The following is a 26,992-nucleotide window of genomic DNA, read 5'->3' on the forward strand; positions in this document are numbered from 1 at the left end:
CGAACCGACGTCTGGCTCGTCGCGTCACAACCACTCGTGCAAGACCTCCGCGATACACCGGAGCGCCGCATCGGTGGTCATCCGCCAGTGGGTGGTGGCCACCGGATGGTTGTGTACGGAACCCGCTACTGCGGGCGTCCAGGTCGCGGCGCCGACCGAACCCGTCGGATCGTCGTGGACCGCGGTGAAGTAGACGAGGTCCCCGTCGAAGGACCGCGCACGATATGCCGCGTTGAGGGCCGCCGAACCGATCGCTGCGGCCACGACCCGTTCGATCCGCGCGGCCCCGAAGGATGCGAACGGCTCGGGGAGCGTGCTCAACCGCTGTGCCAGTTGAGACAATTCCACCGTTTCGTCCAGGCCGAATTCCGCGGCTTGATCACCGAGCAGTCCACCGAGCAGTTCTGGCACCGTAACCTCGATCCCCGCGAGGGTGGTTGCGGCGGCGGTGTCGAGTAGTCGACTGTCCATCATGCCCAGCAGCGCCACCTGTGCGCCCTCGTCCTGGAGTTGGACGGCCATGGCATGGGCGAGCACACCGCCGAGTGACCAACCGAGCAGGTGGTAGGGGCCCTCCGGTTGTACCGCACGAACGTGTTTGACGTAGTGCCGCGCCCAATCCTCGATCGAATCCGGCAGTGGGTCCGCCGAACTCAGCGCGGGTGACTGGAGTCCGTAAATGGGCCGATCCGTATCGAGATGGGCTGCCAGCCCGGCGAACGACCACGCGATACCCCCGATCGGATGGATGCAGAACAGCGGCTCGGCGGCGCCGGAGACCCGCAGCGGCAACAGCACATCGAATGCCGCGTCGGCACCGGCGCCCTCTGCGCCGCGCGCACGCAACTCCGCGACGATGCCCGCGGGGGTGGGTGCGGTGAACACCCACATCACCGGAACCGTTTCGGCCATCGCATCGGTCAACCGAGCGGTCAGCTTGGTGGCGATCAGTGAATTGCCGCCGAGTTCGAAGAAGTTGTCATCCAATCCGATGCGATCCAGACACAGTACATCCGCAAAAATCTCGCAGACCATGGTCTCGAGCGCGGTTGTCGGTGCGCGGAAGGCACGGGTCCCGAGTTCTGGTTCGGGCAGTGCCGCGCGGTCGAGTTTGCCGACCTGGGTCAACGGGACACCGTCGAGGACCACGATCGCCGTGGGAACCATATGCGACGGCAAGGTCCGTGCGGCCCAGTGGATCAGCCGATCCGGATCGATCACCCGGTCTTGGGCGGCCACCACATACGACACCAGAACCGTTGCCCCAGCGGAATTCTCCCTGCCGACCGTGACGGCGAAATCCACTGCCGCATGGGCGGCAAGTACTGCGTCGATCTCGCCGAGTTCGATTCGGAAGCCACGGACCTTCACTTGGAAATCGGTTCGGCCCCGATAGTCGAGCTCGCCGTCGCCATTCCATGCCACCAGATCGCCGGTGCGATACATCCGGGCACCCGGCTGGAACGGGTTGGCGACGAAACGATCCGCCGTCAGGTCAGCGCGACCGAAGTAGCCCCGCGCCAACTGCCCTCCGGCCAAGTACAACTCGCCCGTGACGCCGACCGGAACCGGGCGCAACCGCGAATCCAGTACGTATACCTGACTGTTCCACGCCGGTCCGCCGATCGGCACGGCCGGTTCATCGAACCTGCGCACCTGGTGGCTGGTGATCGACACCGCCGCCTCGGTCGGGCCGTACAGGTTGTACAGCGACGTATCGGGCGCCACCGCCGCGAATCGGCGCGCCAGCGCGGCGGGCAAAGTCTCACCGATCGCCAACACCCGGCGTAACGAGTCCGGCAGTCGACCCGTCAGCAATGCGTCCAGCATCGATGGCACCGCGTGCAGTGTGGTCACCCGCTCACGAGTCATCAGTTCGTTCAGGTATGCCGGGTCGCGGTGGCCGTCGGGCGCAGCGATTACCAGGCGGCCGCCGCAGACCGCGGCCGACCAGAATTCCCACACCGACAAATCGAACGTCGCCGCCGTTTTCAGCAACACCGCGTCATCGTCGGTCAATCCGAATTGCGCTGTCTTCCAGAGCAACTGATTGACAATCGCACCGTGGGAGACCGCGACACCCTTCGGGCGTCCCGTGGAACCCGACGTGAAAATCACATAGGCCGCGTGCTCGGGGCGCAACGGCGCGATCCGCTCTGCGTCGGTGATCGGGGCCGCGTCCACCGCGGACAGGTCCAGTCGATCCAGCGGCACCACCGGCGCAGCGCTGGTCCCGAAACCCGCATCGGCGTTCGTCAGCACACAAACCGGTGCCACCGTCTCCAGTATGTAGTCGCTGCGCTGCGCGGGTTGATCCGGATCGACCGGCACGTAGACACCGCCGGCCTTGCTCACCGCATACATCGCGACTACCAAGTCCACCGAACGCCGAATAGCCAACGCCACCCGCGACTCCAGGCCCACACCAAGCGAAATCAAGTACCGCGCAACCTTGTTCACGCGCGCATCCAGCTCACCGTAGGTGGTCCGAGTCCCGTCGGCGGCGACCAGCGCCGTCGACTCCGGTGTGGCAGCGACGGTCTCATCGAGTAGCGACACCAACGTGGTGGCCGTATTCACCTGGTGCGCGGTGTCATTCCACTCCGTGAGGATCCGTGTACTTTCCTCGGTCGCGAGCAGATCGATAGCTCCGACCGGGACCTGCGGATCCGCGACCACGGCATCGAGCACCCGCACGAACCGGTCCACGAAACCGCGCACCGTCGACTCGTCGAATAGATCCGCGGCGTAGGTGAAGAAGCCACCGATACCCGTCGGCACACCGGCCTCGTCATAGCTGTCGGCCATGATCACATGCAGATCGAACTGCGACAGCTGTCGATCCGTTTCCAATGCCGTGACGGTCAAGCCCGGCAGCTCCATCCTGGCCGGGGCCAGATTCTGGAACGACAGCCCCACCTGGAACAGTGGATGCCGCGCCGTCGAGCGCACCGGATTCAGTACCTCGACCAATTGCTCGAACGGCACATCGGCATGGGCGAACGCTTGGACGTCGATATCGCGTTGCCGCGCAAGCAACTCGGTGAAACCCGTACCCGCGTCCACCCGGGTACGGAACACCAGTGTGTTGACGAACATGCCGATCAGATCGTCCAGCACCGCCTCACCGCGGCCCGCTATCGGTGTACCGATCGCGATATCGTCGGTGCTCGACAAGCGAGCCAGCAACACCGCCAATGCGGTATGCACAACCATGAACAGCGTGGCGCCCTCGGCCCGCGCCAACTTCGTCAGCGCCGTATGCGCACGCGCATCGATGCGTAACTCAACTCGGCCGCCGACGAACGACTGTACCGGCGGACGCGGCCGGTCTCTCGGCAACTCCAGCTCATCCGGTAGGTCGGCAAGGGCGCCCCGCCAGTAGGCGATCTGCTCGGCTGCCAGCGACCCCGGCTGGCCCGCGCTGCCGAGCAACGCACGTTGCCACACCGTGTAATCCGCGTACTGCACGGCGAGCGGTGACCAATCCGGAGCCCGCCCCAGCGTACGAGCCGCGTATGCCGCGGCCAGATCACGAGTGAGCGGGCCACCGGAGTAGCCGTCACCCGCGATGTGATCGACGACCATCCCCAGCACGAATTCACCGTCCGCGACCCGGAACAGTACGGCGCGGACGGGCACCTCGACAGTCACGTCGAAAGTTGTCGAAACCAGTTCCAGTACAGCCGATTCGACCTCAGCGGCGCCGACGTTCCGGACCTCCAGCCGCGGCAGGTCGGAGTGTGCGGGAGGCAGGATGACCTGCACCGGATCCGCTACACCCGACTCATCCACTGCAGGCTGCGGATACACCGTTCGCAGGATCTCATGGCGCACAACGACATCGGTGAAAGCCTGCGCCAGCGCGGCGATATCCAGATCGCCGGTCAAACGGATCGCGACAGGGATGTTGTATGCGGTCGACTCGGTATCGAACCTGTTCAGAAACCACATCCGTTGCTGGGCGGGCGACAGCGGAATACGCTCCGGCCGCGGGCCCGCCACCAGGGCGCGGCGCCTCCCGGTACCGGTGAGCTCGGCCACCTCCCGCGCGCAACCCGCGACGGTGGGCGCGGCGAACAGCACACGCACCGGAACACGGGCATCCACCGCCATGCCGAGGCGGGCCGTCACCCGCGTGGCAAGCAGCGAATTGCCGCCCAACTCGAAGAAATTGTCGTCGGCGCCGATCCGCTCGATGCCCAGCACCTCAGCGAAGACCGCGGCCACGGCTTGCTCCGCGACTGTCGACGGTTCCCGGTAGGTGCGCACCGCGAACTGCGGCTCGGGGAGGGCATTTCGGTCGAGCTTGCCGACCGCCGTCAATGGAATCTGGTCGAGCACCACGACCGACGTGGGAACCATATGCGAAGGCAGGCTCCGCGCTGCCCACCGCGCCAGTTGATCCGGATCCAGCGACCGGCCCGTCACATACGACACCAGAATCGTGGTCCCGCTGGGGTTTTCGCGCCCAAGGGTCACCGCGTAGTCCACGTCGGGGTGCGCGGTAAGCACCGCGTCGATCTCCCCGAGCTCGATGCGGAAGCCGCGTACCTTCACCTGGAAGTCTGTGCGGCCCAGGTACTCCAACTCCCAACGGGTAGTCGCGGCAGCCGGTACCTCGACCCATCGGACCAGATCACCGGTCCGGTACATTCGGTCGCCCGGCGGACCCCACGGATTCGCGACGAAATGTCCCGACGTCGAGCCGCAACGGCCGTGATAGCCGCGGGCGAGTGCCGGGCCCGCCAGATACAGCTCACCGATGACACCTGTGGGCACCGGGTGCAACCGCTCATCGAGCACCGCCGCCCACCCGCCGGGTACCGGACCTCCGATCGTTATCCGTTGTCCCGCGAGCAGAGTCGTATAGGTTGCACCGATGGTTGCCTCGGTCGGACCGTATCCGTTGATGAAGCGGCGACCCGGCTGCCACCTGGCCAGCAGTTCGGCAGTGGTGGCCTCGCCCCCTGCGGACACCACCGCCAAGTCGTGCAGACCGGCGGGATCGACGGTGCCGAGCAGCGCGGGAGTGATGATCGTATGGGTCACCCGTTCGCCGCGCAGCAGGTCATGCAGTTCGCTGCCGCCGACGATATCCGGTGCGGCGATAACCAGGGTGGCACCGCTGTAGAAGGCGCTGCACCACTCCTCGACCGATTGGTCGAAACTCGGCGAACACACATGCAGCATCCGATGTTGCGGCCGGAGTCCGAGCAGGTCGACAGTGTGGCCGACGAGTCCACCGAGCCCGGCGTGGGTGACGGCGACCCCCTTGGGCAATCCGGTGGACCCCGACGTGTAGATCACATAGGCCGGGTGCGACATGCGCAGTGGCGCGCGACGGTCCGCGTCGGTTACCGCGGCCGCCGTGTGGGCGGCGCAGCGCGCGAGCAATGCCGGATCGTCGAACACCAGCCAATCCACCGTGTCGGGCAGCCCTGCCTGCTCAGCAACTGTAATGCCCACCACCGCACCGGAATCGGCCACCATGTGCCGCACCCGGTCCACCGGATAGTTCGGATCGACCGGCAGATACGCGCCACCCGCCTTGGCGACCGCCCATACCGCCGCGATCATCTCGTACGAACGTCGCATCGCCAACGCAACCACTGTCTCCGGCGCGACACCTCGATCGATCAGCACGCGCGCCAGACGCGACGACAGCTCATCGAGCTCACCGTAGGTGTACGCCCGCCCCGCGTCGCGTACCGCGACTCGATCACGCCCGAATCCGACGCCGCGGGACAGGAGATCCGGCAGCATCCCGACGGTAGCCGGAGCGCCGCTGCGGATTCGGGTCAGCTGCTCGTATTCGTCGTCGATCAACAGCGGCAGATCGCCGACCTGTGCCGTGGGCTCGTCCACGACCGCCGCCAGCATCCGAACGAACCGCCGGGCAAACATCTGCGCCGTACCGTCATCGAAAAGATCCCGCGCGAAAGACAGCTCGCCGTGTATCCGGTCCGAGTCACCATCCGCGGCCGAGATCGACAGTGCCAGATCCCCGACCGCATCCGGTGGACTCTGGAACGACAGAGCCACCTGGAACAGGGGATGTCGATCCGGCGGCCGTCGCGCTCCCAACAGATCGGCCAATTCGTCGAACGGAATACCGGCGTGCGCGAACCCTTGCAGCTCACGCTGGTGTGCCTCCGGTAGTAGGTCGGCGAAGCGCGCGCACCGATCCACGCGGTGACGCAGCACCAACTCGGTTCGATGGCCACCTGGCGCCGGAGTGCCGATCGCGATGTCGTCGGAGCTAGAGAGCCGCGCGAGCACTACCGCCAATGCCGTGCGCACCACCGCGGTCCATGTCACGCCCGCCGTGTGCGCAAGTCGTCGTAGACCCAGGTGTACCTCGTTCGGCACCGAGAACTCCACCTGCCCACGGACATCGGACCGCACCGCCGTGCGCGGCCGGTCTGTTGGCAGCTCCAGTCGATCGGGCAAGCCCGCCAATGCCGTGCGCCAGTATCGAGATCTGGTTATCGGGTCGTCCAATTCGGTAGCGCACAGCAGCGCGATATCGGCGGCGGTACGGTCCGGTGTCGCGAGCAGATCGCTGAGCACGCTGCGCAGCCGATCGGCCACGGCCCGCGCCGTCTCGTCGGCGACGATATCGCGCCGGTACTTCACCTGCACCAGCGTCCGGGTATCCAGGAAGACCACAACGGTGATCGGATAGTGCGTGAAGTCGGCCCCGCGCATTTGCTCGATCCGCAACCCGTCGATGGCGCCGCCGGCCTGCTGTAGCCCCTCGGCGTCGACCGGGTAGGACTCGAAGACCAGCATCGTGTCGAACAGTTCGTCACGGGGGATGGCAGCCGACGGAGCCTGCGTAGTCGGCGGGGTGGGTGAATACAGCGGGGTGGCAGCCGACGGAGCCTGCGTAGTCGGCGGGGTGGGTGAATACAGCGGGATGGCAGCCGAGGGAGCCTGCGTAGTCGGCGGGGTGGGTGAGTGCAGCGGGTGCGCGAGGCGTTGGATCGCGGCGAGTCCGAGGTGGTGATGGTCCAACAGCGACGCTTGCTCGGCCTGCAAACCCGCCAGCAGGGTCGGCACCGTCGTGCCGCGATCGAATCGGATTCGTACCGGGATGGCATCCACGAACAGGCCGATCATGTCGCCGATACCGTCGAGTTGCGGTGGTCTGCCGGAGACGGTGGCGCCGAAGACGACGTCGTCGCGTCCGGTGCTAGCGGCGACGACCAGACCCCACGCCGCCTGAATCACCGTATTCGCGGTGACCTCGGCCGTAGCCGCGTACGCGGTGAGCGCCGAGGTCTGTGCGGTCGACAGATCGAATTCACGGACGCCGAACCCGTCGCCGGCCGGTGCGGGCCATGCCAGTTCGGGGGCGAGCATGGTCGCGGTGGCGCCGGTCAACATCTCCGACCAGGCGCGCGCCGCGGCCTCCCGGTCTTGCTGCGCGAGCCAGCGCAGGTAGTCGCGGTAGGGCCGGACCGGTGCGAGCAGCGATGTGTCGCCGCCGGTCGCGTACAGAACCAGCAGCTCCTTCATCAACAGCGGCATCGACCAGCCGTCGAGCAGGATGTGGTGTCCGGTCAACACGAGGTGGCTGTATTTTTGGTGTCCGGAGTCGTTGGTGTACACCGTGAATCGCAGCAGCGGCGCCACCGCCGGATCGAATCCGCGTCGCCGCTCGGCGACCAGCAGGTCCGGCAGCTCGGCCTCGGACACGCCGTCGACAACCTGCCACGGCACCTCGACCCCGTCCACCACCAGCTGCACCGACGTCCCGTCGGCGGTGGGGACGAAGGCCGACCGCAGGTTCGCGTGCCGGTCCAGAATCGTCTGCGCGGCGCGGCGCAACCGGCCCATATCCAGCTCGCCGGTCAGCCGCGCCGCCAGCTGGATGATGTAGGCGTCGACCGAACCGTCCAGTAGTTCGATGAGCACCCGCAACGAGCCTTGCAGCGGTGACAGCGGCAGCACATCCGACAGGCCGGGATAGTTCCGCCGCCACTGGTCCAACTCGACCTGGGAGACCCGCACCAGCGGCACATCCGACGGAGTCAGACCGCCGGCGGCCGGATCCTTCGAGTGGTCGGCGATCGCGGTGAGCGCGGCCAGCCAGTCCTCGGCCAACTCCCGCACCGCCGCTTGGTCGAGGATGGCGGCGGCGAAGGCGAACGACGCCACCATCCGCGGGCCATCCTCGGTATCGCTGACGATCGTGTTGATGTCGATCACCGCGGACAGTGGCAGGTCCGGATTCGGCTCAGCGGCAACGGTTCCCAGGTCACCGGTCGGCAACCAGCCCGCATCCGAACCGATGTCCGCCACCGCGGCCGCGGAGACGCGGCCGAGGTAGTTGAAGCTGATCTGCCCGAGATCACCAGCCAGCGCGTCGGCGGTATCCGGATTCAGATGCCGAAGCAGGCCGAAACCGATGCCTCGATCCGGTACGGAAAGCAGTTGCTCCTTCACCGATTTCAGCACTGCGGCGGTCGCCTCGCCACCGGCGAGGGCGGCCTCGGTGTCGGTGCCCGACAGGTCGATGGCCACCGGACTGATGCTGGTGAACCAACCCACAGTGCGGGTCAGGTCGGCGCCGGGTATCGCGTCTTCCTCGCGCCCGTGCCCCTCGAGTCGCAGCAGAGTGACCGGAGCATGGATACCGCGGCGCGCCCGCCAGGAACGCACCGCCATCGCGAGCGCGGCGAGCAGACTGTCATTGGCACTGCCCTGGTATAGCGCGGGAACCTTGGTGAGTACCGCGTCGGCGACCTCGACCGGAACCCGGATATCGAACACACCCCTGGTTTGGAAGGTATCGGCGACCGAGTCCAAGGCGCGCGTGCCGAGCAGCGGATCCGGTGTGGCCAGAACCCGCTGCCAATAACCGAGTTCCTCGGCACGGTCCGGTGTGGCAGCCGCTTCCACCAAACCGTGCGCCCAGCGCCGGAAGGAGGTGCCGACGGTGGGCAATGCCACCGGCTGCCCGGCGCTGCGCTGTGCCCACGTCAGTACGAGATCCGGGATCAGGATGCGCCACGAGACACCATCGGTCACATAGTGATGGACCGCGACCGCGACAGCGTCGCGCGCGTCGGGCCTGCGCAGCCAGGTGCACGTGATCATCCGGCCCGCAGCGGGATCCAACCTGGCCAGCGCGGAATCCATGGCCGCGTTGGCAATCCGGTTCAGCTCGGCCTCGTCGATACCAGCAGGCACCTCGATCTCGGCCACCAGCGCGTCGACCTCGATGGCGCCACGAGCCGATACCTCGAACCGCCACGAGTCGTCCACCTGCCACACCCGCGAGCGCAGCACATCATGATGATCGAGCACCGCACCGACGGTGGCCACCACACCCGCGCGATCGATCCCCTCCGGCAAACCGAGCACCATGCTCTGGGCGAACCGACCGAACGAACCGTTGGCGAGGAACCAAGCAAGGACCGGGGTCAACGGAACCGGGCCGACACCACCGCCGGGCAACTCCGCCAAAACCGCCGCCGACTGCGCACCGACCACGGCAATACGAGCCAACCCCGCGACTGTCTTCTGCTCGAACACATCTCGCGTGGTGAACACCATTCCCGCCGCCTTGGCCCGCGACACCAACTGGATCGACATGATGCTGTCACCACCGACCGCGAAGAACGAATCGTCCACCCCGACCCGCTCCACACCCAGCACCTGCGCGAAGAGTTCGGCAAGCCGTGCCTGCACCGTGCCGACCGGAGCACGCGACGCAGACGTCGGGAACACCGGCTCCGGCAACGCTTTACGGTCCAGCTTTCCATTCGAAGTCAACGGAACCCGGTCCAGCACCACAATCGCCGTGGGCACCATATGCGACGGCAGGATCGCGGCCGCATGCTCTCGCAGCCCGGCTGGATCCACGACCCGTCCCGGCGCCGCCCGCACATACGACACCAATACCGTTGCACCACCGGGCATTTCGCGACCCAGCGTGACCACGAAATCGACATCGGCATGTCGCCCGAGCACGGTATCGATCTCGCCGAGCTCGATACGGAAACCACGGACCTTCACCTGGAAATCAGTGCGACCGACATAGTCGAGCTGCCAATCCGCCGACGCAACGGCGAGATTGCCTGCCCGCTGCTCCGGGGCCGCGTACCAGCGCACGAGGTCGCCGGTGCGATACATCCGCGAACCCGGCCCACCCCAGGGATTGGCGACAAACCGCTGCGCGGACAACCCGGCACGGTGCCAGTAGCCGCGAGCCAACCCGGCGCCGGCCAGATACAGCTCACCCGTAACTCCGGGCGGTACCGGATTCAATCGCGAGTCCAGCACGAACGCCGAGCTACCCAGAATCGGCTTACCGACCGTGATGTGCTGCCCTGCAACCAGTTCCACATTGGACGACATGACCGTCGCCTCGGTCGGACCGTAGGCGTTGAACAACCGGCGGCCCGGCTGCCACTTGGCCAACAGCTCCGGGGTAAGCACATCCCCACCCACGAAAAGCACTTCCATCCGGTCCGCAGCGGCCGGATCGACCGTGCCGAGCACCGCCGGAGTGATGATCGTGTGCGTCACCCCCTCGGTCCGCAGCAACTCACCGAGTTCCGTTCCGCCCATGACATCCGAGGGCACGACCACCAACGTCGCCCCCACCGAGAACGCGCACATCCATTCCATCACCGACGGATCGAAACTCGGCGAACAGATATGTAGGTACCGGTGGTGCGGCTCGAGGCAGTACTGGCCGACCGAATGATCGACCAGATCGCTCAACCCGCCATGGGTTACGGCGACTCCCTTGGGTAGGCCTGTCGAGCCCGAGGTGTAGATCACATACGCCGGATGTTGCGTCCGTAACGGCACGATCCGCTCGGCATCGGTAACCGTGTCGGCGGATTTGCCGGCACACAACACCGCCGTCGCCGGTGCGTCCAGCACCAGCCAATCCACCTCATCGGGCAGCCGGTCGACCTGGTCGGAGCCGGTAATGCCAAGGGCCGCGCCGGAATCGGTCAGCATGTGCCGCACCCGATGCGCGGGATGAGCCGGGTCGACCGGTAGGTGCGCACCGCCGGCCTTGGCGATCGCGATTGCCGCCAGCACCATCTCGTAGGAGCGGGGCAGTGACACCGCGACCGGCAGTTCGGGACCGACACCTCGATCGATCAAGACTCTCGCCAGCCGCGACGACTGTTCGTCGAGTTCGCCATAACTGATCGACCGACCCCGGTATCGCACCGCAACCCGGTCCCTGCCCAAGGCGACTCCACGAGTCAGCAGATCGGGCAGCAACCGGGGTTCCCGCGCGTCATCGTCGTCGACCCGGGTCAGCAGGGCCAATTCGTCATCCCCGAGCAACGGCAGGTCACCGATCGGGTCCCCAGGGCGGTGCACGGCGGCCGCCAGCAGCCGGAGGAATCGTTCGGCGAAAATCTCCACGGTGCGCCGGTCGAACAGATCGCTCGCGAAAGAGAGGTTCGCGGCGATGCGGGCGCTGTCCGGGTTCTCTCGAATGTGCAGGGATAGATCGAACGGCCCGCGTGCGACCGGAGTCCGAGCACCGACGGACAACATCACCTGTGCCAGCGACCGGGCCGGATCGAGCAATGCCACCAACTCGTCGAACGGCAGGTCTGCTCGTGCGAATGCCTGTAGGGCAATGTCTTTCGCGTTCGCGAGCAGATCATCGAAGCAGATTCCACCCGGCACCCTGGTGCGCAGTACCACGGTGTCGACCGCTCCGGCTATCTCGGCGGGGGTGCCGATCGCGATGTCATCGTTCCCCGATAGTCGCGCAAGTAGTACCGCGAATGCCGCGTGTGCAACGGTGAACACCGTGGTATCGCGTGTCCGCGCAAGCTGGTGTAGACGGTGCCGCAGATCCGCACCGATCTCGAACTCGACGCACGAGTCCGCAAGGGAGGGCATCGCAACCCGTGGGCGATCTGTGGGCAGGTTCAGCTCATCCGGCAGACCCTGGAGCGCGGTGCGCCAGTAGCGCGTCTGCGAGATCAGATCGCCGCGATCATCGAAGAACCGATTGATTTCCGCCGGCGTGCGCTCCGGCGTCGCGACGAATTCACCGATCAGCACCCGCAACCGCGCGGCGAGCGCCTGCGCGGTCGCGGTGGTGATCATGTCGCGCCGGTACTGCACCTGTACATGCAGTTGGGTGCCCAACTCGACCACTACAGCCACCGGATAGTGCGTGAAGTTGCGACCTTGTAGATCGACGATCTCCAGCCCGTCGATGCTCGCGTGGGCCTGCCGCAAACCATCGGTGTCGACGGGATACGACTCGAAGGCCACCAGAGAATCGAACAACTCATCCGCACCAGCGGCGCGCTGAATATCGGCCAACCCGATGTGATGGCAGTCGAGCAACGAAACCTGTTCGGACTGAAGCCGAATCAGTAGTTGCCGCACCGGCGCATCGGAGTCGAACCGAACCCGAACCGGGACGGTATTCGCGAACAGGCCGACCATTTCGTCGACCCCGTCGACCTGCGGCGGCCGCCCGGAAACCACCGCGCCGAATACGACATCATCGCCGCCGGCACAGGCCGCGAGCACCAGACCCCAGGCCGCCTGGAGTACCGTGTTGACGGTGACCTCGGCTGCGGCAGCGAACGCGAGCAGCTCCGCTGTTTCGGCAGGTGACAGTTCGGCCGCGCAGACCCCGTGGCCGTCGGCGGCCGTCGTGGGCGGCGGCAGCGTGGGGGCCAGTCGAGTCGGCGTCAGATCCGCCAGCGCTGCGCGCCACGTCTGCAAGGCAGCGTCGCGGTCGTAGCGCGCCAACCAGGCGAGATAGTCCCGATACGGCCTGACTCGCGGCAGCGGCGTCGAATCACCGTCGGCCGCATAGGAAACCAGCAGTTCCTTCATCAGCAACGGCATCGACCAGCCATCCAACAGGATGTGATGCGCGGTCAACACCAGATGCACGCGTCCGGAGTTCGTGCGATACACCGTGAAGCGCAGCAATGGGGCCACCGTCGGATCGAACCCGAGACGTGCTTCCGCGGCCAGGAGCGAGGCCGGATCGGTGTCGGATGTGTCGACGATCCGCCACGGGACCGCCAGACCCTCGGCAACGACCTGGACGGGGGTGCCCTCGGCCGAAGTTCGGAACGCGGCCCGCAGGATCACATGCCGATCCAACATCGCCTGCGCCGCCCGCCGCAGCCGATCCAGATCGATCACGCCGGACAACTCCACCGCCAACTGCAGCAGATAGGGATCTGCCGAATCGTCGGAAAGCTGTGTCAGGAAAAGCAATCCGAGCTGCAGGGGCGACAGCGGCAGGACATCGAGCAGACCCGGGTGCTCCCGCTGCCAGATATCGAGTTCACCCTGGGTGATTCGCACGAGCGGGACATCCGCCGGCGTCAGGCCACCGGCCGCCGGATCGTGTACATGTCCGGCAAGCATGGTCAGTGCGGCGACCCAGTACTCGGCCAGCTCCCGCACGCAGGCCTCGTCGAGGATCTCGGACGCGTACGCGAAGGACGCGTTCATCTGCGCGCCCGCGTCGGTATCGGTAACGATCGCGTTGATGTCCACCACGGCGGCTGCGGGCATCGCCCGATCCTGGTCGGCTTCCGGGGCGCCCCAGTCGGCGGTCGGCAGCCAACTTCGATCCGTCAGCGATTCCGGCACGTCGCTCGCGGAAATCCGACCGAGATAGTTGAAACCGATCTGGCCCAGTGCACCGCCGAGTTGGCCCGCGGTATCGGTGTTGAGATGACGCAGCATGCCGAAACCGATGCCCTTTTGCGGCACCGCGAGCAGTTGCTCCTTCACCGTCTTGAGCATCGCCGCGGTCGCGTCGGCGGTGTTCCATGCGGCGTCGGCGTCGATGCCGGACAGATCGAGCACCACCGGATACATGCTGGTGAACCAGCCGACAGTGCGGTTCAGGTCGGCGCCGGCGACGGCGGCTTCTTCACGACCGTGGCCCTCGAGCCGGATTCGTGTGGCCGCGGCATCGACCCCTCTTATCGCCCGCCACGAGCGCACCGCCAGCGCCAACGCCGCGAGCAGACTGTCGTTGACCCCGCTGCGATACAGCGTCGGCAACTCGGTCAACACCGCGTGGGTGACCTCGGCCGGCACCGTGACGGTGAAATGTCGCACCGTTGCCGCGGTGTCGACGACCGGGTCGAGTGCCCGCGCGCCCAATAGCGGATCGGTGACGGTCAGAACCTGTCGCCAGTACGGCAGCTCGCTGGTACGGTCCGCGGCCGTCGACGCCTCGACCAGACCGTGTGCCCACCGCCGGAACGACGTGCCGACGCCGGGCAGGGCGATCCGATGTCCACCGTCGCGTTGCGCCCACGCGGTCACCAAGTCCGAGATCAGAATGCGCCACGACACGCCATCGATCACGTAGTGATGCGCGGCGATGATCAGCGCATCCCGGCCGTCCGGCCGAGACAGCCAGGTGCAGGCGATCATCCGGGCCGATGCCGGATCTAGCGTAGCGAGGGCGGAATCCATTGCCGCACTGGCGGTTACGCACAACGCATCGGTGTCCAGTCCCGTGGCCACGTCGATATGAGTGAGCAGCGCGTCCACGTCCACCGCGCCCGGCGGCAGAGTGTGCAGCTCCCATCGCCCGTCGACAGACCACACCCGTGCGCGCAGCATGTCGTGGTGGTCCAGCACCGCGGCGAGCGTGGCCACCAAACCAGACCGGTCGATGTGCTCGGGTAGGGCCAGCACCATCTGCTGGGTGAACCGGCCGAACGACCTCCCTCCGACGAGGTGGGCGGCCAACACCGGTGTCAACGGAATCTCCCCGACACCGCCGCCGGGCAACTCCGCGAGCCTCGGCGCGGATTCGGCACCGATCACAGCGACCCGGGCCAACCCGGCCACGGTGCGCTGCTCGAATACATCCTGGGGGGTGAACAGTAGCCCTGCCGCACGGGCCCGCGACACCAGCTGGATCGATAGGATGCTGTCTCCACCGGCGGCGAAGAACGAGTCCTCCGCCCCGACCCGCACACCGAGCACTTGGGCATACAACTCGGCGAGCCGGGATTCCACGGCGCCCACCGGAGCACGCGACACCGCCGCCTCGAACACCGGCTGGGGCAACGCCTGCCGATCGAGCTTTCCATTGGCGGACAAGGGGATCTCGTCGAGCACAACGATCGCGGACGGCACCATATGGCCGGGCAATGAGCCTGCGACGAAGCGCAGGAGTTCTCCGGCGTCGATGGAAATGCCGTTGCGTGGCAGCACATAGGAGACCAGTACGGTCGCGCCCGAGGGCGCGAGCTTGCCGAGAGTCGCGGCGTATTCGATTTCGGGATGAGCGGTCAGTGCGGCGTCGATCTCACCTGGCTCGATACGGAAGCCGCGGATCTTGACCTGGAAATCCGAGCGGCCCAGATATTCGATCGCGCCATCGACCATGCGGCGCCGCACCAGATCGCCGGTGCGATACATCCGTACGCCAGGAGAACCGGCTTCCCCGCCGAACGGATTGGCCACGAATCGTTCCGCCGTGAGCGCCGCCCGCCCGAGGTAGCCCTGCGCCAGCGCGGGGCCGGAAAGGTAGAGCTCGCCGATCACGTCGGTGGGTACCGGGCGCAACCGCGAATCCAGCACCACCGCACCGACTCCCGGTAAGGCGGTACCGATGGTGATCGGCTGCCGAGGCACCAACTCGGCGCTTTCAGCGGCGAGAATGGTGACCTCGGTGGGCCCGTAAGCGTTGTAGAACGACCGCCCGGCGACCGCCCACCGCTCGACCAGCCGGGGGCCGAACGCATCACCCGCGACGACAACGACCCGCAACGCGTCGAGTCCGACCGGATCCACCGACTCCAGCGCCGCGGGCGTGATCAGCATGTGCGTGACACGCTCACGACGTAGCAGCTCGGCCAGTTCGGCGCCGCCGAACACCGTCGGCGGGGACACCACGAGAGTGGCACCGGAACTGAAAGCGAGCAGCAGTTCGAGCACCGATACGTCGAAGTTCGGCGAGCAAACGTGCAGCACCCGCGAATCGCCATCGACCGCATAACGCTCTCGCTGAGCGTTGACCAGCATCGCAAGACCGGCGTGGGTCACCGCAACGCCCTTCGGGCGACCGGTGGAGCCGGAGGTGTAGATGACGTAGGCCGGATGCTGTTCGGTCGGTGTCCCCACCCGATCGACGTAGGAGATCGGATGGCCGGGTCGTGCCGCGATCCGCTCCCGGTGCAGCGGATCATCGATGTCGAGCCAGTAGATCTCGGTGCCGAGCCGCGAGTGATGCGTCGAGTCGGTGAGCCCCAGCACCGCCCGCGAGTCGGCGACTATGTATGCGCTGCGCTCGGGCGGAAGGGTGGGGTCGACCGGCACGTAGGCCGCACCGGTCTTGGCGATGGCCCATACAGCCAGCACCGATTCGATCGAGCGGGTGAAGCCGACGGCAACGACGTCGCCGGGGCCTACGCCCCGCTCGATCAGTTCCCGTGCCAGTCGCGATGAGGACTCGTCCAGCTGCGTGTAGGTGAGTTCGCGCTGATCAGCCGGTTCGCCGGTCGGGTTGTAGCTGATCGCGATCGAGTCGGCCGCGGATTCGACCGCCGCGGCCAACAACTGCATGAAGAGCGGGCTACTCGATCTGCGGCGAATTCGACCTCGAACAGTGCGACGAACCCTATCCATTCGAGTACTACAGTCCTCTCGCGTCGAGCCCACAGGTTTAGCCGAAACCCACGAACCCGGCCGGATCCTGGCACCATTGGCGGACCAGTGTCGAACAAAGCGAGAAGGAATCGATTTTGGAGTATTTCTGCCCTATCAAATCACAGGCACCGGCGTCATGACGTCACATGGGTCGCATCCGGGGCGGGTCACTCACCGGTTGCTGGATACATGGTGTCTCGATGCCGCGTAGGGCTCGCCCCGGCTGTTCCGCTATGACACGCTGAATAGCTTCGCCTGTCCGGATACAACGGTGTCATTGCGGTCGACGAGGGCGACTCGCACCTGGACCTGGCCCGAACCCAGGGGTGGCTGGCCAGCGGTTGCGGTCATCGGGATGCTCGCGTCGTGTTGGGCGTTGTCGCAGGTGACGGCGTTCTGAATGCCCTGGGCGGCGGGACCATCGGCAGTGGGTTCGCCCATCATCGCCTGAATACTGGCGACTCCGTCGGAGTCGTCGCAACTATAGGTGACTTGAACTATGGTCGGTCCGGCGCGGGAGATGTCGATGGTCGCCGCGGCTAGAGCGGGGGCAGCCGTCACAACCAGCGCGGTCGCCATCGCTGCGAAGCCGGTCGCGACACGGGTGGTGCGCCGACAATTCCGAGTAGTCGTCATGGATCTCGGTTCCTCCTGTGTAGCGGGGATGAATCGCTGAACACAACGGGAAGAGAACGCGGCACTCGCCGTGCCGCACCCATCCATGGTCCCAGCCCGCGGGTCTGCGTGCGTGGGAAATCCGCTAGGGCGCCTCGTGACGCTGCTCCTGTGGGTTCACTGGTGCTTCTCGGCGGATATGTAGGACGCCCGCTGTAACCGATGCCAGGATCACTGCCTGCCGCACACCCCGCTGCCATGCCGCGGCGAAGAAATCGTCGAAGAACTTTGTCCGAACCCCCATGAAGCGCCCGAACAGTCCGACTGTGCCCGCCGATGCCGGGTCGTCCAGTTTCCGCAGGAAGTGCGGTTCACCCGCCGCCTGGACGAACCATGCCGCGTAGTCGTCGTGAATCATCGGCTCGGGATCGAGCGTCTCGAGTGCGCGAAATGTGGCGACGCCCAGGGCGGTCAGACCCACGCTCGTAACGATGTCCCAGCTGTCTCCGTCCGTTCGCATAAATATCACCTCATCGGTCAGCGATCGATGGCAGGTCCTGCAGCCGTCAGGTGTGGGATCGGAAACGGGGGTTTACGACGCGCTCGAGGGCCGCCAGATCCGATTGCAGGGCGTAGAAGGTGCGCAGGGCGACGGCGAAGGCGATAAGCCCACCGATACAGAGCGCTACGATCGAGCCGATCACCGTGTGCTGCTGGTGCGGAGTAAGGAATATCAGCCCCAACGACACGCCGATCAGCGGAACCGATGCCGCCACACCGAGATACACGCGGCTGCGCCGGATCAGCCGGTGTAGTCGGGGGGCGTCGTCGGGGGAGATGCCACCGGCAGCGACCAAACCTGGGTAGTACCAGCGCAAGACGAAAAAGGTGGCCGGAAAGTACGTGTACACGACCGCCACCGCGGCCGCGACGAGGCTCGAGACAATCAGATTCGCCAGCAGCCCGCCCGGTATGGGCCCCAGCGACAGCAGCTTCACCGCGAAGATACCCATGGCCAGGATCCATCCGATAAACGCGACCGCCGCGATCCGGTCGCCGCACGCAAGGGTGTCGGCGCGTGCCCGGGCCAGGGTGGCCTCGTCGAAGCATTTGCCCCGGCGTAGGCCGTCGGGCACCAGGAAGACGTTGCGGCACCAGTACAGCAGGCCGGCGATGGCAACCGGATAGGAGATCGCGATCACCACGTACCCCAGGTGGGTAAGCCGCCCGGCAGCCTCGGAGCCCAGTTGGAGTTGGATCAGCCGGACATTATGTGCTGACAGGTACAGTCCCGCCGCGACTTGGCCGAACATGCTTGCCGGAATCACCACCGGGATCGGCCGCATGCGCAGCCGTGCTCGCAGGCTGTGTGCGGGCGGGTCGACCAGGTCGCGGGCGGCCCGGTCCTGGCTCAATTCCAGCTGCTGGGCCAGTTCGGCGCCGCCGGGGTAGCGATCTGCGGGGTGGGGCGCAAGGCAGGTGAGCAGCGCATGACGCAGTAAGGCCGGGCAGTCCGGGGGCAGGTCGCCCGCCAGGGTCGTATCGTCGAGACGGCGGCGTCGATCGATCATCGCCTGCAACGATTGCTCCGATTCGCCGGCTCCGTAGCCGTCGTCGAACGGTCGCCGTCCGGTGAGTAGCTCCCACAGGACCACAGCCAGCGAGTAGAGGTCGCTGCGGGTGTCGAGATCGGCGGCGGTGGTGGCCAGGTTGGGGTGACAGGCCTCGAGTTGTTCGGGGGACATGTAGACCAGCGAGCCGCCGAAGTAGGCGACCGGGTTCGCGCCGGGCAGGTGGCGGCTGAAGCTGATGTTGAAATCGGCCAGTTTGGGCTGGCCGTCGGTGGTCAGCAGGACATTCGCGGGTTTGATGTCGCGGTGCAGCACACCGTGGTGATTGGCGTAGTCGAGCGCGGTGGCCAGCCGAGCGCCCAGCCAGGCGACGGTTTCTGGCCAGGTGAGCTGTTCCAGTTCCGCGCGCGCGGGCGAGGGCTGCGGCTGGAGAACGCCGCCGCTCATGGTGGCGGCGTCGATGGCCTGCAACAGCAGCTTGCCGCCGCGTCGGACCGGTGTGGTGCTGTGCAGCAAGCGCAGCACGCCCAGCAGGGTGCCGCCGGGTACGTACTGCATGTACATCAGTTTCAGATGCTGTTCGGCGAGTTGACGCTGATCGAAGACGCGCACGATGTAGTCGTGGTCGAGCTGGGCCAGCGTCTGCGGTTCGGTGCCCCGGTCGCGGGAGATCTTCACCGCCACCAGTCGGCTCATCGATCGCTGCCGAGCCAGGAATACGCGCGCGAAGGCGCCGCTGCCCAGCGGCAGCAGCAGATCGAAATCGTCGACGGAGGCGCCCGTATTGATGGAGTCGAGGGCGTCGAGCGCCCTGGGGTCGGCCAGCAGCGTGTTGCGCAGGCCGCCAACGTCGAAAGTCTCGGTGATGCGGGCCATTTGGGCCGGATAGTCGTGCTCGTACTCGGTGAGGTCGATGTCGTGGCGGCAGCTGCGGGCACTGATCTCCTCGTAGATGAGATCCGGCGGCAGCGGGGCGGTGCCCAGTTCCGGGAACTGTTCGCGATAGTCGGCAAGGCGCAGCGCGTTGTCGCTGCGCTGCCAGCGTTCGTGCAGATCCACTTTGATCAGCTCGATCAACGTGGTCCGTCGCAGCGCGGGCTCGACCGGGAGGTGGGTCGCCAGATCGGGCGGTTCGCTCGATGCTTTCCAGTCCCCGGCGAACTGGGCAACCAGAGTCGTCAACGCGGTCCGCGTTGCCGTCGCGCGGGCGACACCGGCGCCGGGTGTGCTCGCTCCGAGGTTCTGATCCATCGTCGCTCGCTTCGAAGTGGTTGAGCTCGGTCCCGCACCGAGGGGTGTTGGATCCCTCCGGCGAGCACTTCACAAACAGCCTTTCGCTCTTGTGTCCATTTGTCCACCCCCATCGGCGACCGATGATTTTAAATAATTGGTGAACCGGGCCGCGGCTCTCTGTCGAATTGCATGACATGCCCGGCGGCGTCTGATGCCGCATCTGCCGCGTTCTGTCCACGGTCACCGATCCGCCCCCCAGCCTGCGAACTTGGCGCTTTCGACGTACCGGGCGCGTAATGTGGCTCGTCGGGTTTTCTGAACCCGGAGTGCTGCAATACCTATCGCCATAATTGGGACGATTTGCGGTGCCGGGTGGGGCCATTTGCGTCGTTCATATGCGAAGAACATTTGTGATCCGGCATGGCAGGATTTCATTTCCGAATTGTATTCGGCGAGTGAGACTTTCGATTCTTTGCGGGGCGTACTTCGGCTCGATCGCCGCCGTCGAATTAGGCAGTGACGACGATACTTTCGCGCTGGGGCTGATCAATTCCCCACGGGCACTGGAGATCGTCGACGTCGAGCGGGCCTACGGGATCTCGGTCGGTGTCGAGGATCTCGATCTCGACAACTTCCGTACCGCGGCCCGCGCGGCCGAGTTCGCCGAGCGCAAGCAGTCCGGGACGGGTCGTGGCCGCGGAATCGGATGCGGCCCAGTGGGATCGCGCGTGCTTGCCCGACGAAATGATCACGCTCACGGCCCGGACCGGGCTGCTGGGTGCCGATCGGCCGGTGACATTCGGTGGCGCGGGTCGGGATGCTCGTGAACTCGGCCGGATCGCCGCGACGCTCGGGGAACACTGCACGAGTTTAAGATCGCTGGTCACGGTGCACGGCATGGTCGCCGCCGCGCTGGATCGGTGGGGAACCGCCGCGCAGCGCCGCGACTGGCTGCCGAGGCTCACCGCAGGGGAGGTTGTTGCCGCGCTGGCGGCGACCGAGGCCGGAGTGGGGCCGACTTAGCCGGTGCTGCAACGACTTTCAATCCGCCGAAAGTGATTCATCACTGAATTCAGGTCACGAATATCTGTTCGCGGCGATTGTGGCGGCCTTGCGACGGGCATCGTCGGCGGCGTGCATTTCGTTTGCGTACAGCAGGCCGAAGGTGAAGCCGTTCTCGCCCGCTGTTGTGCCTGCGGTCGTCGCGGTGCGCCACAGGAATTGTGAAGATACGATGCCGTCGTTGTAGTCGCCGAGCACGCGTTGAATCGTCTTGTAGTACTTGATGTTCGGCTTCGCTTGCTTGCGTTTTCCCGCGGGCTCGAGCAGTTCGGCGGCATAGCGGGCTCGTTTGGCGGCTTTGCGGGCTCGGTGCAATGACGCGTGCCGTTGGTTGTGCAGGCCGGTCGTGAGCCGGTGATCGGCTTTGCGCGCGGCTTTGTGTGTCCGTTTCACGAGTTCACGTCGGCGAACTCGTCGGTCGAACGGTGGCTGCGATTGCCAGGCATGCAGGGTCGCGAGCAACTTCAAGTAGCGCGTCGAGTCCATGGCCGCGGTGAGTGCGTCGCGGCTGGGCACCTGTCGGGCCAGGATCGTGCTGTCGATGCGCGCGGCGATCGGGCCGAGAACGAGTTCGGGCGGCAGTTTGTTCACCTGGTCGGCCAGACGGCGATGTTGGACGTGGCAGTCGCGCACATCGCCGAGTAACCCCGCATACCATTTCAATTCGTCCTCGATGGCACCGATGGCGGAACGGTCCAGCAGCTTTCCGAAAACGCGGAGGGTGCTGCGCAGGCGCCGCGTCGCGACGCGGGTGTCGTGGATCGGATCCTGGCCGCGGCGCAAAGCGACGTCGCCAGCGAAGATCATATCGATCTGCGCGGTCATGTAGTTATAGATGGCGCGCTCCGCGGCAGTGTCGGTGTCCGGGCCGGACCGCGCGGGTAGCACGCGAGACAGCTTGGAGGGAAACTCCGACCTGCGTGCGCCCGCCTTGGCGAGGCTGTCCGCCAGCGCCGCGGGTACCGCGTCGGTCCGCGGGCCGAGTTCGACCTCGATCTCGTGCCAGGCGACGGAACCGCTGTCTGCCGGTGTCGTATCGACGATGTCATCGTCGACTTCGACTATCAATTCACCGTCCGGCCCGAGTACGCGGTGGCGATTACGCAGCGTGTGAATTGTGGTAACCGCGTGCAGTTGCTTGCCCAGCGCCGCGCCGGTGACCACCTCGATCAACTCGGGCGGCAGTTCCTCCGAGAGCGGGGCATGCAATTCGGTGCGACCCTTCGGATGGGGAACTTTCAACTGCCAACCGGATTCGTCGGTGCCTTCGCGCCGCCGCAAGGTGAGATTGTGAGCGAGCAGGTCTCGCTCGGGGGTGTCGAAATAGGTGCTGGTCAATTCGACCGATGTTTTTTCGACACGACTGTCGGAGGCCAGGTTGTCCAATGGCGGAAGTGTAAAGACCCCGTCGACCTCCCATTTGCTTTCGCGTTCCACTACTTTCTCCATACACTGGGCGTTCCCGGCCCACCGCACCCGAAACAGCTGGCTTCACCCCGCGATCGATCTCGTCGCGGAGTTGGCCGGTCGCCAGCAAGTGACGTCGCGGCATGGTCATTTCGACCAGGCCGGCTTGCCCCACACCTGGGTGAGCGAATCGTCGACATGGAGGATCCGCACCTCGGCCGAGCGCGCTCGACGCAGCGCCGCCTCGCTCGTCGCGACTCCGGGCGAAGAACCGATCGCGATCCAGTGCGGTGGCCAGTGGATGTCGGTATTCCGCGTGTCGGTGTGCCGGTGGGGGCATACTTGCCAGGCAAAGCTGCATCGAGGAGAGACAAGACCCGAAGGGGCCCGTTGTGACCAGTGCGATCGTCGCTCGTTGTTGCCGAAATCGCCCAACTCGCTACACAACCGGCCTAGCGCGACGCGTGCCTGCGGCGTCGGCGCAGCGAGCTCTGTCGCCGATAGGACTACCCGCGTAGCGCCGAACCGATTCTGCCGCAACAGCTCGTCGAACAATCCCGACCCGCGCGGCGGTAGTCGCGTCGAAAAGTTCACGCGCACAGCTTTTCTCTAACCTGGATTGCCCGGGACAGCGATCGGTTCGTTACATCGACCGGAGCAACGAGCCTCGTTGTTCGACTCTTGCTATTGCCTGGCCGCACGCTCGATTTCGGCGGCGACGAATTTCCGCCACTCGCAAGCTTTCTCACTTTGGAGGAACAGATGAATCCATGGACTGAGCGACTCTGCGTCAACAGGGTCGCTGTTGTGTCCGCCTCGGTCCTGATCGCAGTGGCGGCGGTCGCATCCTTCACGTTCGGACACCATCTGGCACGGTTGGCCGGAACGCCGTCCATCATCGCGTGGCTCTGGCCGATTGTGGTGGGCCTCACGGTCTTTCAGATCGCATACTGCTACGTGATGGTTGGAACATTGCCGTACCGGACCGGAATCATCCGACTGTACTTCGGGGTTTTGCTGCTGAGCGGTGTCGCCGCCAGCGTCGTCGGAAACGCGTTCAACATAACGAATCCCGGTGAGCTCTCGCTGGCCACGAAAGCGATCGTGGGTGCGGTTCCGCCGCTGTGCCTGCTGCTGGTGGTCCTCAACACCTCGATCTTCTTCAGCGCAACCAAACCGTGGCTGCCCGGTGCGGCCGATTTCTCCCGACGTGCCGCAGCTGAAACGCCCGTCGTCGACGCAGCCGGACGGCTTCTGTCGTAGCTCGAAACCTCGGGCCGGCCCGACGAGAGGCTCCGACTAGTTGCCTTGGGCAACTAATCTGATATGGTAGCCCCAAGCAACTATCGACGGGGTCCGCGGCGACATCCACTCAGCGGGCAATTCGGTGCCGCGTGCACTAGCGCCGCGAGAGAGTGAGGCCTGCCATGTCGCAGCAGCCATTACAGGACGCCGACCAGCAGAGCGCCGCACCGAACCTGAACAAGCACCCCGAGCTCAGCACCCCGATGACCCACCGTCAGATCATGGAAACGCTGGCCGGACTGTTGAGCGGCATGTTCGTCGCAATCCTGTCCTCGACCATCGTGGCGAACGCGCTGCCCACGATCATCTCGGATCTGCATGCGGGCCAGACCGCCTACAGCTGGGTGATCACCGCGACCCTGCTCGCCATGACGGTGACCACTCCCATCTGGGGAAAGCTGTCGGATCTGGTCGACAAGAAACTACTGGTGCAGATCAGCCTGGTCATCTTCGTCGTCGGCTCGATTATCGCGGGCCTGGCGGCCAACACGGGACAGCTGATCGCGGCGCGGACGATTCAGGGTGTCGGCGCGGGCGGCATGACGGCGCTGACCCAGACCATCATGGCGGTCATGGTCTCGCCCCGTGAGCGCGGTCGCTACGGCGGATACATGAGCGGTCTGTTCGCCGTCGGAACGGTCGTCGGACCGCTGGTGGGCGGTGCCATCGTGGATACTTCCTGGCTGGGCTGGCGGTGGTGCTTCTTTATCGGCGTCCCGATCGCGGCGGTCGCACTGGTCGTGCTCCAGAAGACGATGAACCTGCCGATGGTCAAGCGGCAGACGACGGTGGACTGGCTCGGTGCGTTTTTCGTGGCCGCCGCCACCTCGCTGCTACTGATCTGGGTTTCGTTCGCCGGTGACAAGTACGCCTGGCTGTCCTGGCAGACCGGCGTGATGCTCGGTGGCACCGTGGTATTGGTCGCGCTGTTGCTGCTGACGGAGTCGAAGACCAGTGAGCCGATCATCCCGCTGCACCTGTTCGGCAATCGCACCATCGTGCTTGCCGTCATCGGATCCCTGGTCGCGGGTGTAGCCATGTACTCCGGCACCACCTTCCTCAGCCAGTACTTTCAACTCGCCCGGGATGCGTCACCGACCGCGGCCGGCTTGCTCACTCTGCCGATGATCTTCGGGCTGGCGATCGTGTCGATCGTGTCGGGGCGGTTGATTTCCCGGACCGGTCGCTGGAAGATCGTCCTCGTCATCGGCAGTGTGCTCATGGTCGTCGGTGTCACCACGTTGGGGACTGTGCGCGCCGACACACCCTACGGTCTGCTGGCCATGTACATGTTCTGCGTCGGTGCCGGGGTCGGCATGATCATGCAGAACTTGGTAGTCGCCGTACAGAACCAAGTGCGCATCCACGAGATCGGCGCGGCCAGCGCGACTGTCGCATTCATGCGATCTCTCGGCGGAGCGATCGGTGTTGCCGCACTGGGGGCGGTCATGGCGAACAGCATCACCCGCTACACAGAATCGGGGTTGGCTCGGCTGGGGATCTCCGGCAGCGGCGCACATTCGAGTAGCAGACTGCCCAGCTTGCCCGCGCTGTCGGCTCCGGTCCGCTCCGTAGTGGAAGACGGCTACGGACACGGCGTCGCCGATGCCTTCCTCTACACCGCGCCCCTGGCGGTGCTCGCGCTGATCGCTGTCCTGTTCATCCGGGAGGTCCCGCTGCGCACCACAATTGCCCCCGACCCCGTAGTCGAAGCAGCCGGGTCCGCGTCCGAGAGTAGAGTCGGCCACTGCTGAGTAACCCGTATGCTTCACGCGGCGCTGTGGAGGTGGGTAAGACGGTGAACGAAACGATCGACGAGATCGAGGAACAGCTCATTGTGGCGCTGCGGCGCAGCCGTAGGACCTCGTTCGAGTCCGCCGAACGCGTCCATCCTGGTCTCGAACCCGCCGCCTACGCTTTCCTGATGCGGCTCGATGCGATCGGCCCCAGCCGTCCCAGCGACTTGGCCAGCTATTTCCGCATCGGGAAAGCCACTACCGGCCGCCAACTTTCGGCACTCGAGGAACTCGGACTCATCGATCGGCAACCCGACCCGGACGACGGTCGCGCCCAGCTGCTCGCACTGACCACGCTCGGCAAACAGCGGCTCGACGCCACCCGCGCGGCTCGCCGTCGAGCGCTGCACGAACGACTGTCGAGCTGGCCCGAATCCGACCTGGCAACACTCGCCGAACTCCTACACCGCCTCAATGCCGAATTCGGCGATTGAGTCCCGCACCCTCTTCAGTCCGAGCCACGGTGTGTCGTCGGGTGATGAGCCAACCGACAGCGCCCGCGACCGGCAGCATAATTCCACCGTAAACCCCTGCGGGCACGCTTATTTCGGTGCTGTCGAGAACGCTGATGGCGATAGTGATGGCGATGGCGCTGTTGTGGATGCCGATCTCCATCGAGCATGCTATCGCCTGCCGGATATCGACGCCGAGCCAACGGGGGACGAAGTAGCCCACCGACAAGCTGAGCAGGCAGAAAACAAAGGTGACCGCGCCGACATCGAGGAGATATCCCGGCAGGTCGGCGGCACCGCTGATCACGCTCGCGGCTATGACTAGTACCAGGGTCAGCGCCGACCCGATGCGCACCGGCCGGTCCATCCGGTCGGCGAAATCGGCGGACAGCCGCCGCACCAGCATGCCGATGATGACCGGGATCAGGATCATCGCGAATACCTGGACCACCTTGCCGAACTGCAGACCGAGTCCGCTCGCACCGGCTTCGGGTTCGAAGTAGTCGATCGCGAAGTTCGTTATCAGAGGTGCTGTTCCGACCGCGATGACCGAATTGACAGCCGTGAGCGATACGTTGAGTGCGACATCGCCGCCGAACAGGTGACTGAGCAGGTTGGCCGTAGTGCCGCCGGGCGATGACGCGAGCAGCAGCATGCCGACTGCGAGGGTCGGCGGCAGATCGAAGAGCAGGACCAGACCGAACGCGATTACCGGCAGCACGAGCAGTTGACATACCAGCGCGGTGGCGACCGTCCTGGGTTGGCGCGCGGTACGGGTGAAATCGTCGACGCTGAGCGAAAGACCCAGTCCGAACATGATCACGGCCAAAGCCAGTGGCAGAGCCAGTGATATGAGCGGTGAGTTCACTGGTGTTCCTTCGTCGCGTTGGAGTGGACG

11 protein-coding genes are annotated in these 26,992 nt (G+C 65.6%); 4 read left to right on the forward strand and 7 right to left on the reverse strand.

Annotation, left to right across the window (positions count from 1 at the left end):
- Positions 1–24: 24 nt before the first annotated feature.
- The 5 genes from ACIBJI_RS19885 to ACIBJI_RS19905 all read right to left on the reverse strand — a co-directional run bounded on the left by ACIBJI_RS19885 (position 25) and on the right by ACIBJI_RS19905 (position 20,830).
- Positions 25–16,569 (reverse strand): amino acid adenylation domain-containing protein, encoded by a 16,545-nt coding sequence (locus tag ACIBJI_RS19885; RefSeq protein WP_397085176.1) that lies wholly within the window; start codon positions 16,567–16,569, stop codon positions 25–27.
- A gap of 315 nt (positions 16,570–16,884) precedes the next feature.
- Positions 16,885–17,289, reverse strand: coding sequence for a hypothetical protein (locus ACIBJI_RS19890; RefSeq protein ID WP_364345793.1), 405 nt, complete (start codon positions 17,287–17,289; stop codon positions 16,885–16,887).
- A gap of 124 nt (positions 17,290–17,413) precedes the next feature.
- Positions 17,414–17,788, reverse strand: a complete 375-nt coding sequence (locus tag ACIBJI_RS19895; RefSeq protein WP_364345795.1) for a class I SAM-dependent methyltransferase — start codon at positions 17,786–17,788, stop codon at positions 17,414–17,416.
- Positions 17,789–17,834: 46 nt separating this feature from the next.
- The gene (locus tag ACIBJI_RS19900) at positions 17,835–20,090 is read right to left on the reverse strand and encodes a serine/threonine-protein kinase (RefSeq protein ID WP_397085179.1); all 2,256 of its coding nucleotides are present in this window, start codon (positions 20,088–20,090) and stop codon (positions 17,835–17,837) included.
- Positions 20,091–20,581: 491 nt separating this feature from the next.
- On the reverse strand, positions 20,582–20,830 hold the full coding sequence (locus ACIBJI_RS19905; RefSeq protein WP_364345799.1) for a hypothetical protein: 249 nt from the start codon (positions 20,828–20,830) through the stop codon (positions 20,582–20,584).
- Between ACIBJI_RS19905 and ACIBJI_RS19910 the strand changes: the two genes are divergently transcribed.
- A complete protein-coding gene (locus ACIBJI_RS19910; protein ID WP_364345801.1) occupies positions 20,817–21,095 on the forward strand; it encodes an acyl-CoA dehydrogenase family protein in 279 nt (92 codons plus the stop codon). The genes ACIBJI_RS19905 and ACIBJI_RS19910 overlap by 14 nt on opposite strands.
- Positions 21,096–21,149: 54 nt before the next feature.
- Here the strand turns inward: ACIBJI_RS19910 and ACIBJI_RS19915 are convergent, their stop codons facing one another.
- A complete protein-coding gene (locus ACIBJI_RS19915; protein ID WP_364345803.1) occupies positions 21,150–22,571 on the reverse strand; it encodes a CYTH and CHAD domain-containing protein in 1,422 nt (473 codons plus the stop codon).
- A 777-nt stretch (positions 22,572–23,348) separates the two neighbouring features.
- Here ACIBJI_RS19915 and ACIBJI_RS19920 point away from each other — a divergent pair.
- From ACIBJI_RS19920 to ACIBJI_RS19930, 3 genes are all read left to right on the forward strand, one after another.
- Positions 23,349–23,804: a hypothetical protein gene (locus ACIBJI_RS19920; protein WP_364345805.1), complete on the forward strand. Its 456-nt coding sequence runs from the start codon at positions 23,349–23,351 to the stop codon at positions 23,802–23,804.
- 164 nt (positions 23,805–23,968) lie between these two features.
- Entirely contained in the window at positions 23,969–25,600 is a 1,632-nt protein-coding gene (locus ACIBJI_RS19925) for an MDR family MFS transporter (protein WP_397085182.1), read from the forward strand.
- 44 nt (positions 25,601–25,644) lie between these two features.
- Positions 25,645–26,076, forward strand: coding sequence for a MarR family transcriptional regulator (locus tag ACIBJI_RS19930; RefSeq protein ID WP_364345809.1), 432 nt, complete (start codon positions 25,645–25,647; stop codon positions 26,074–26,076).
- Here the strand turns inward: ACIBJI_RS19930 and ACIBJI_RS19935 are convergent.
- A complete protein-coding gene (locus tag ACIBJI_RS19935; protein ID WP_397085184.1) occupies positions 26,054–26,962 on the reverse strand; it encodes a bile acid:sodium symporter family protein in 909 nt (302 codons plus the stop codon). The genes ACIBJI_RS19930 and ACIBJI_RS19935 overlap by 23 nt on opposite strands.
- Between the last annotated feature and the right edge of the window lie 30 nt (positions 26,963–26,992).

It is taken from the genome of Nocardia sp. NPDC050408 (assembly GCF_044458905.1).
Classification (GTDB): Bacteria; Actinomycetota; Actinomycetes; order Mycobacteriales; family Mycobacteriaceae; genus Nocardia.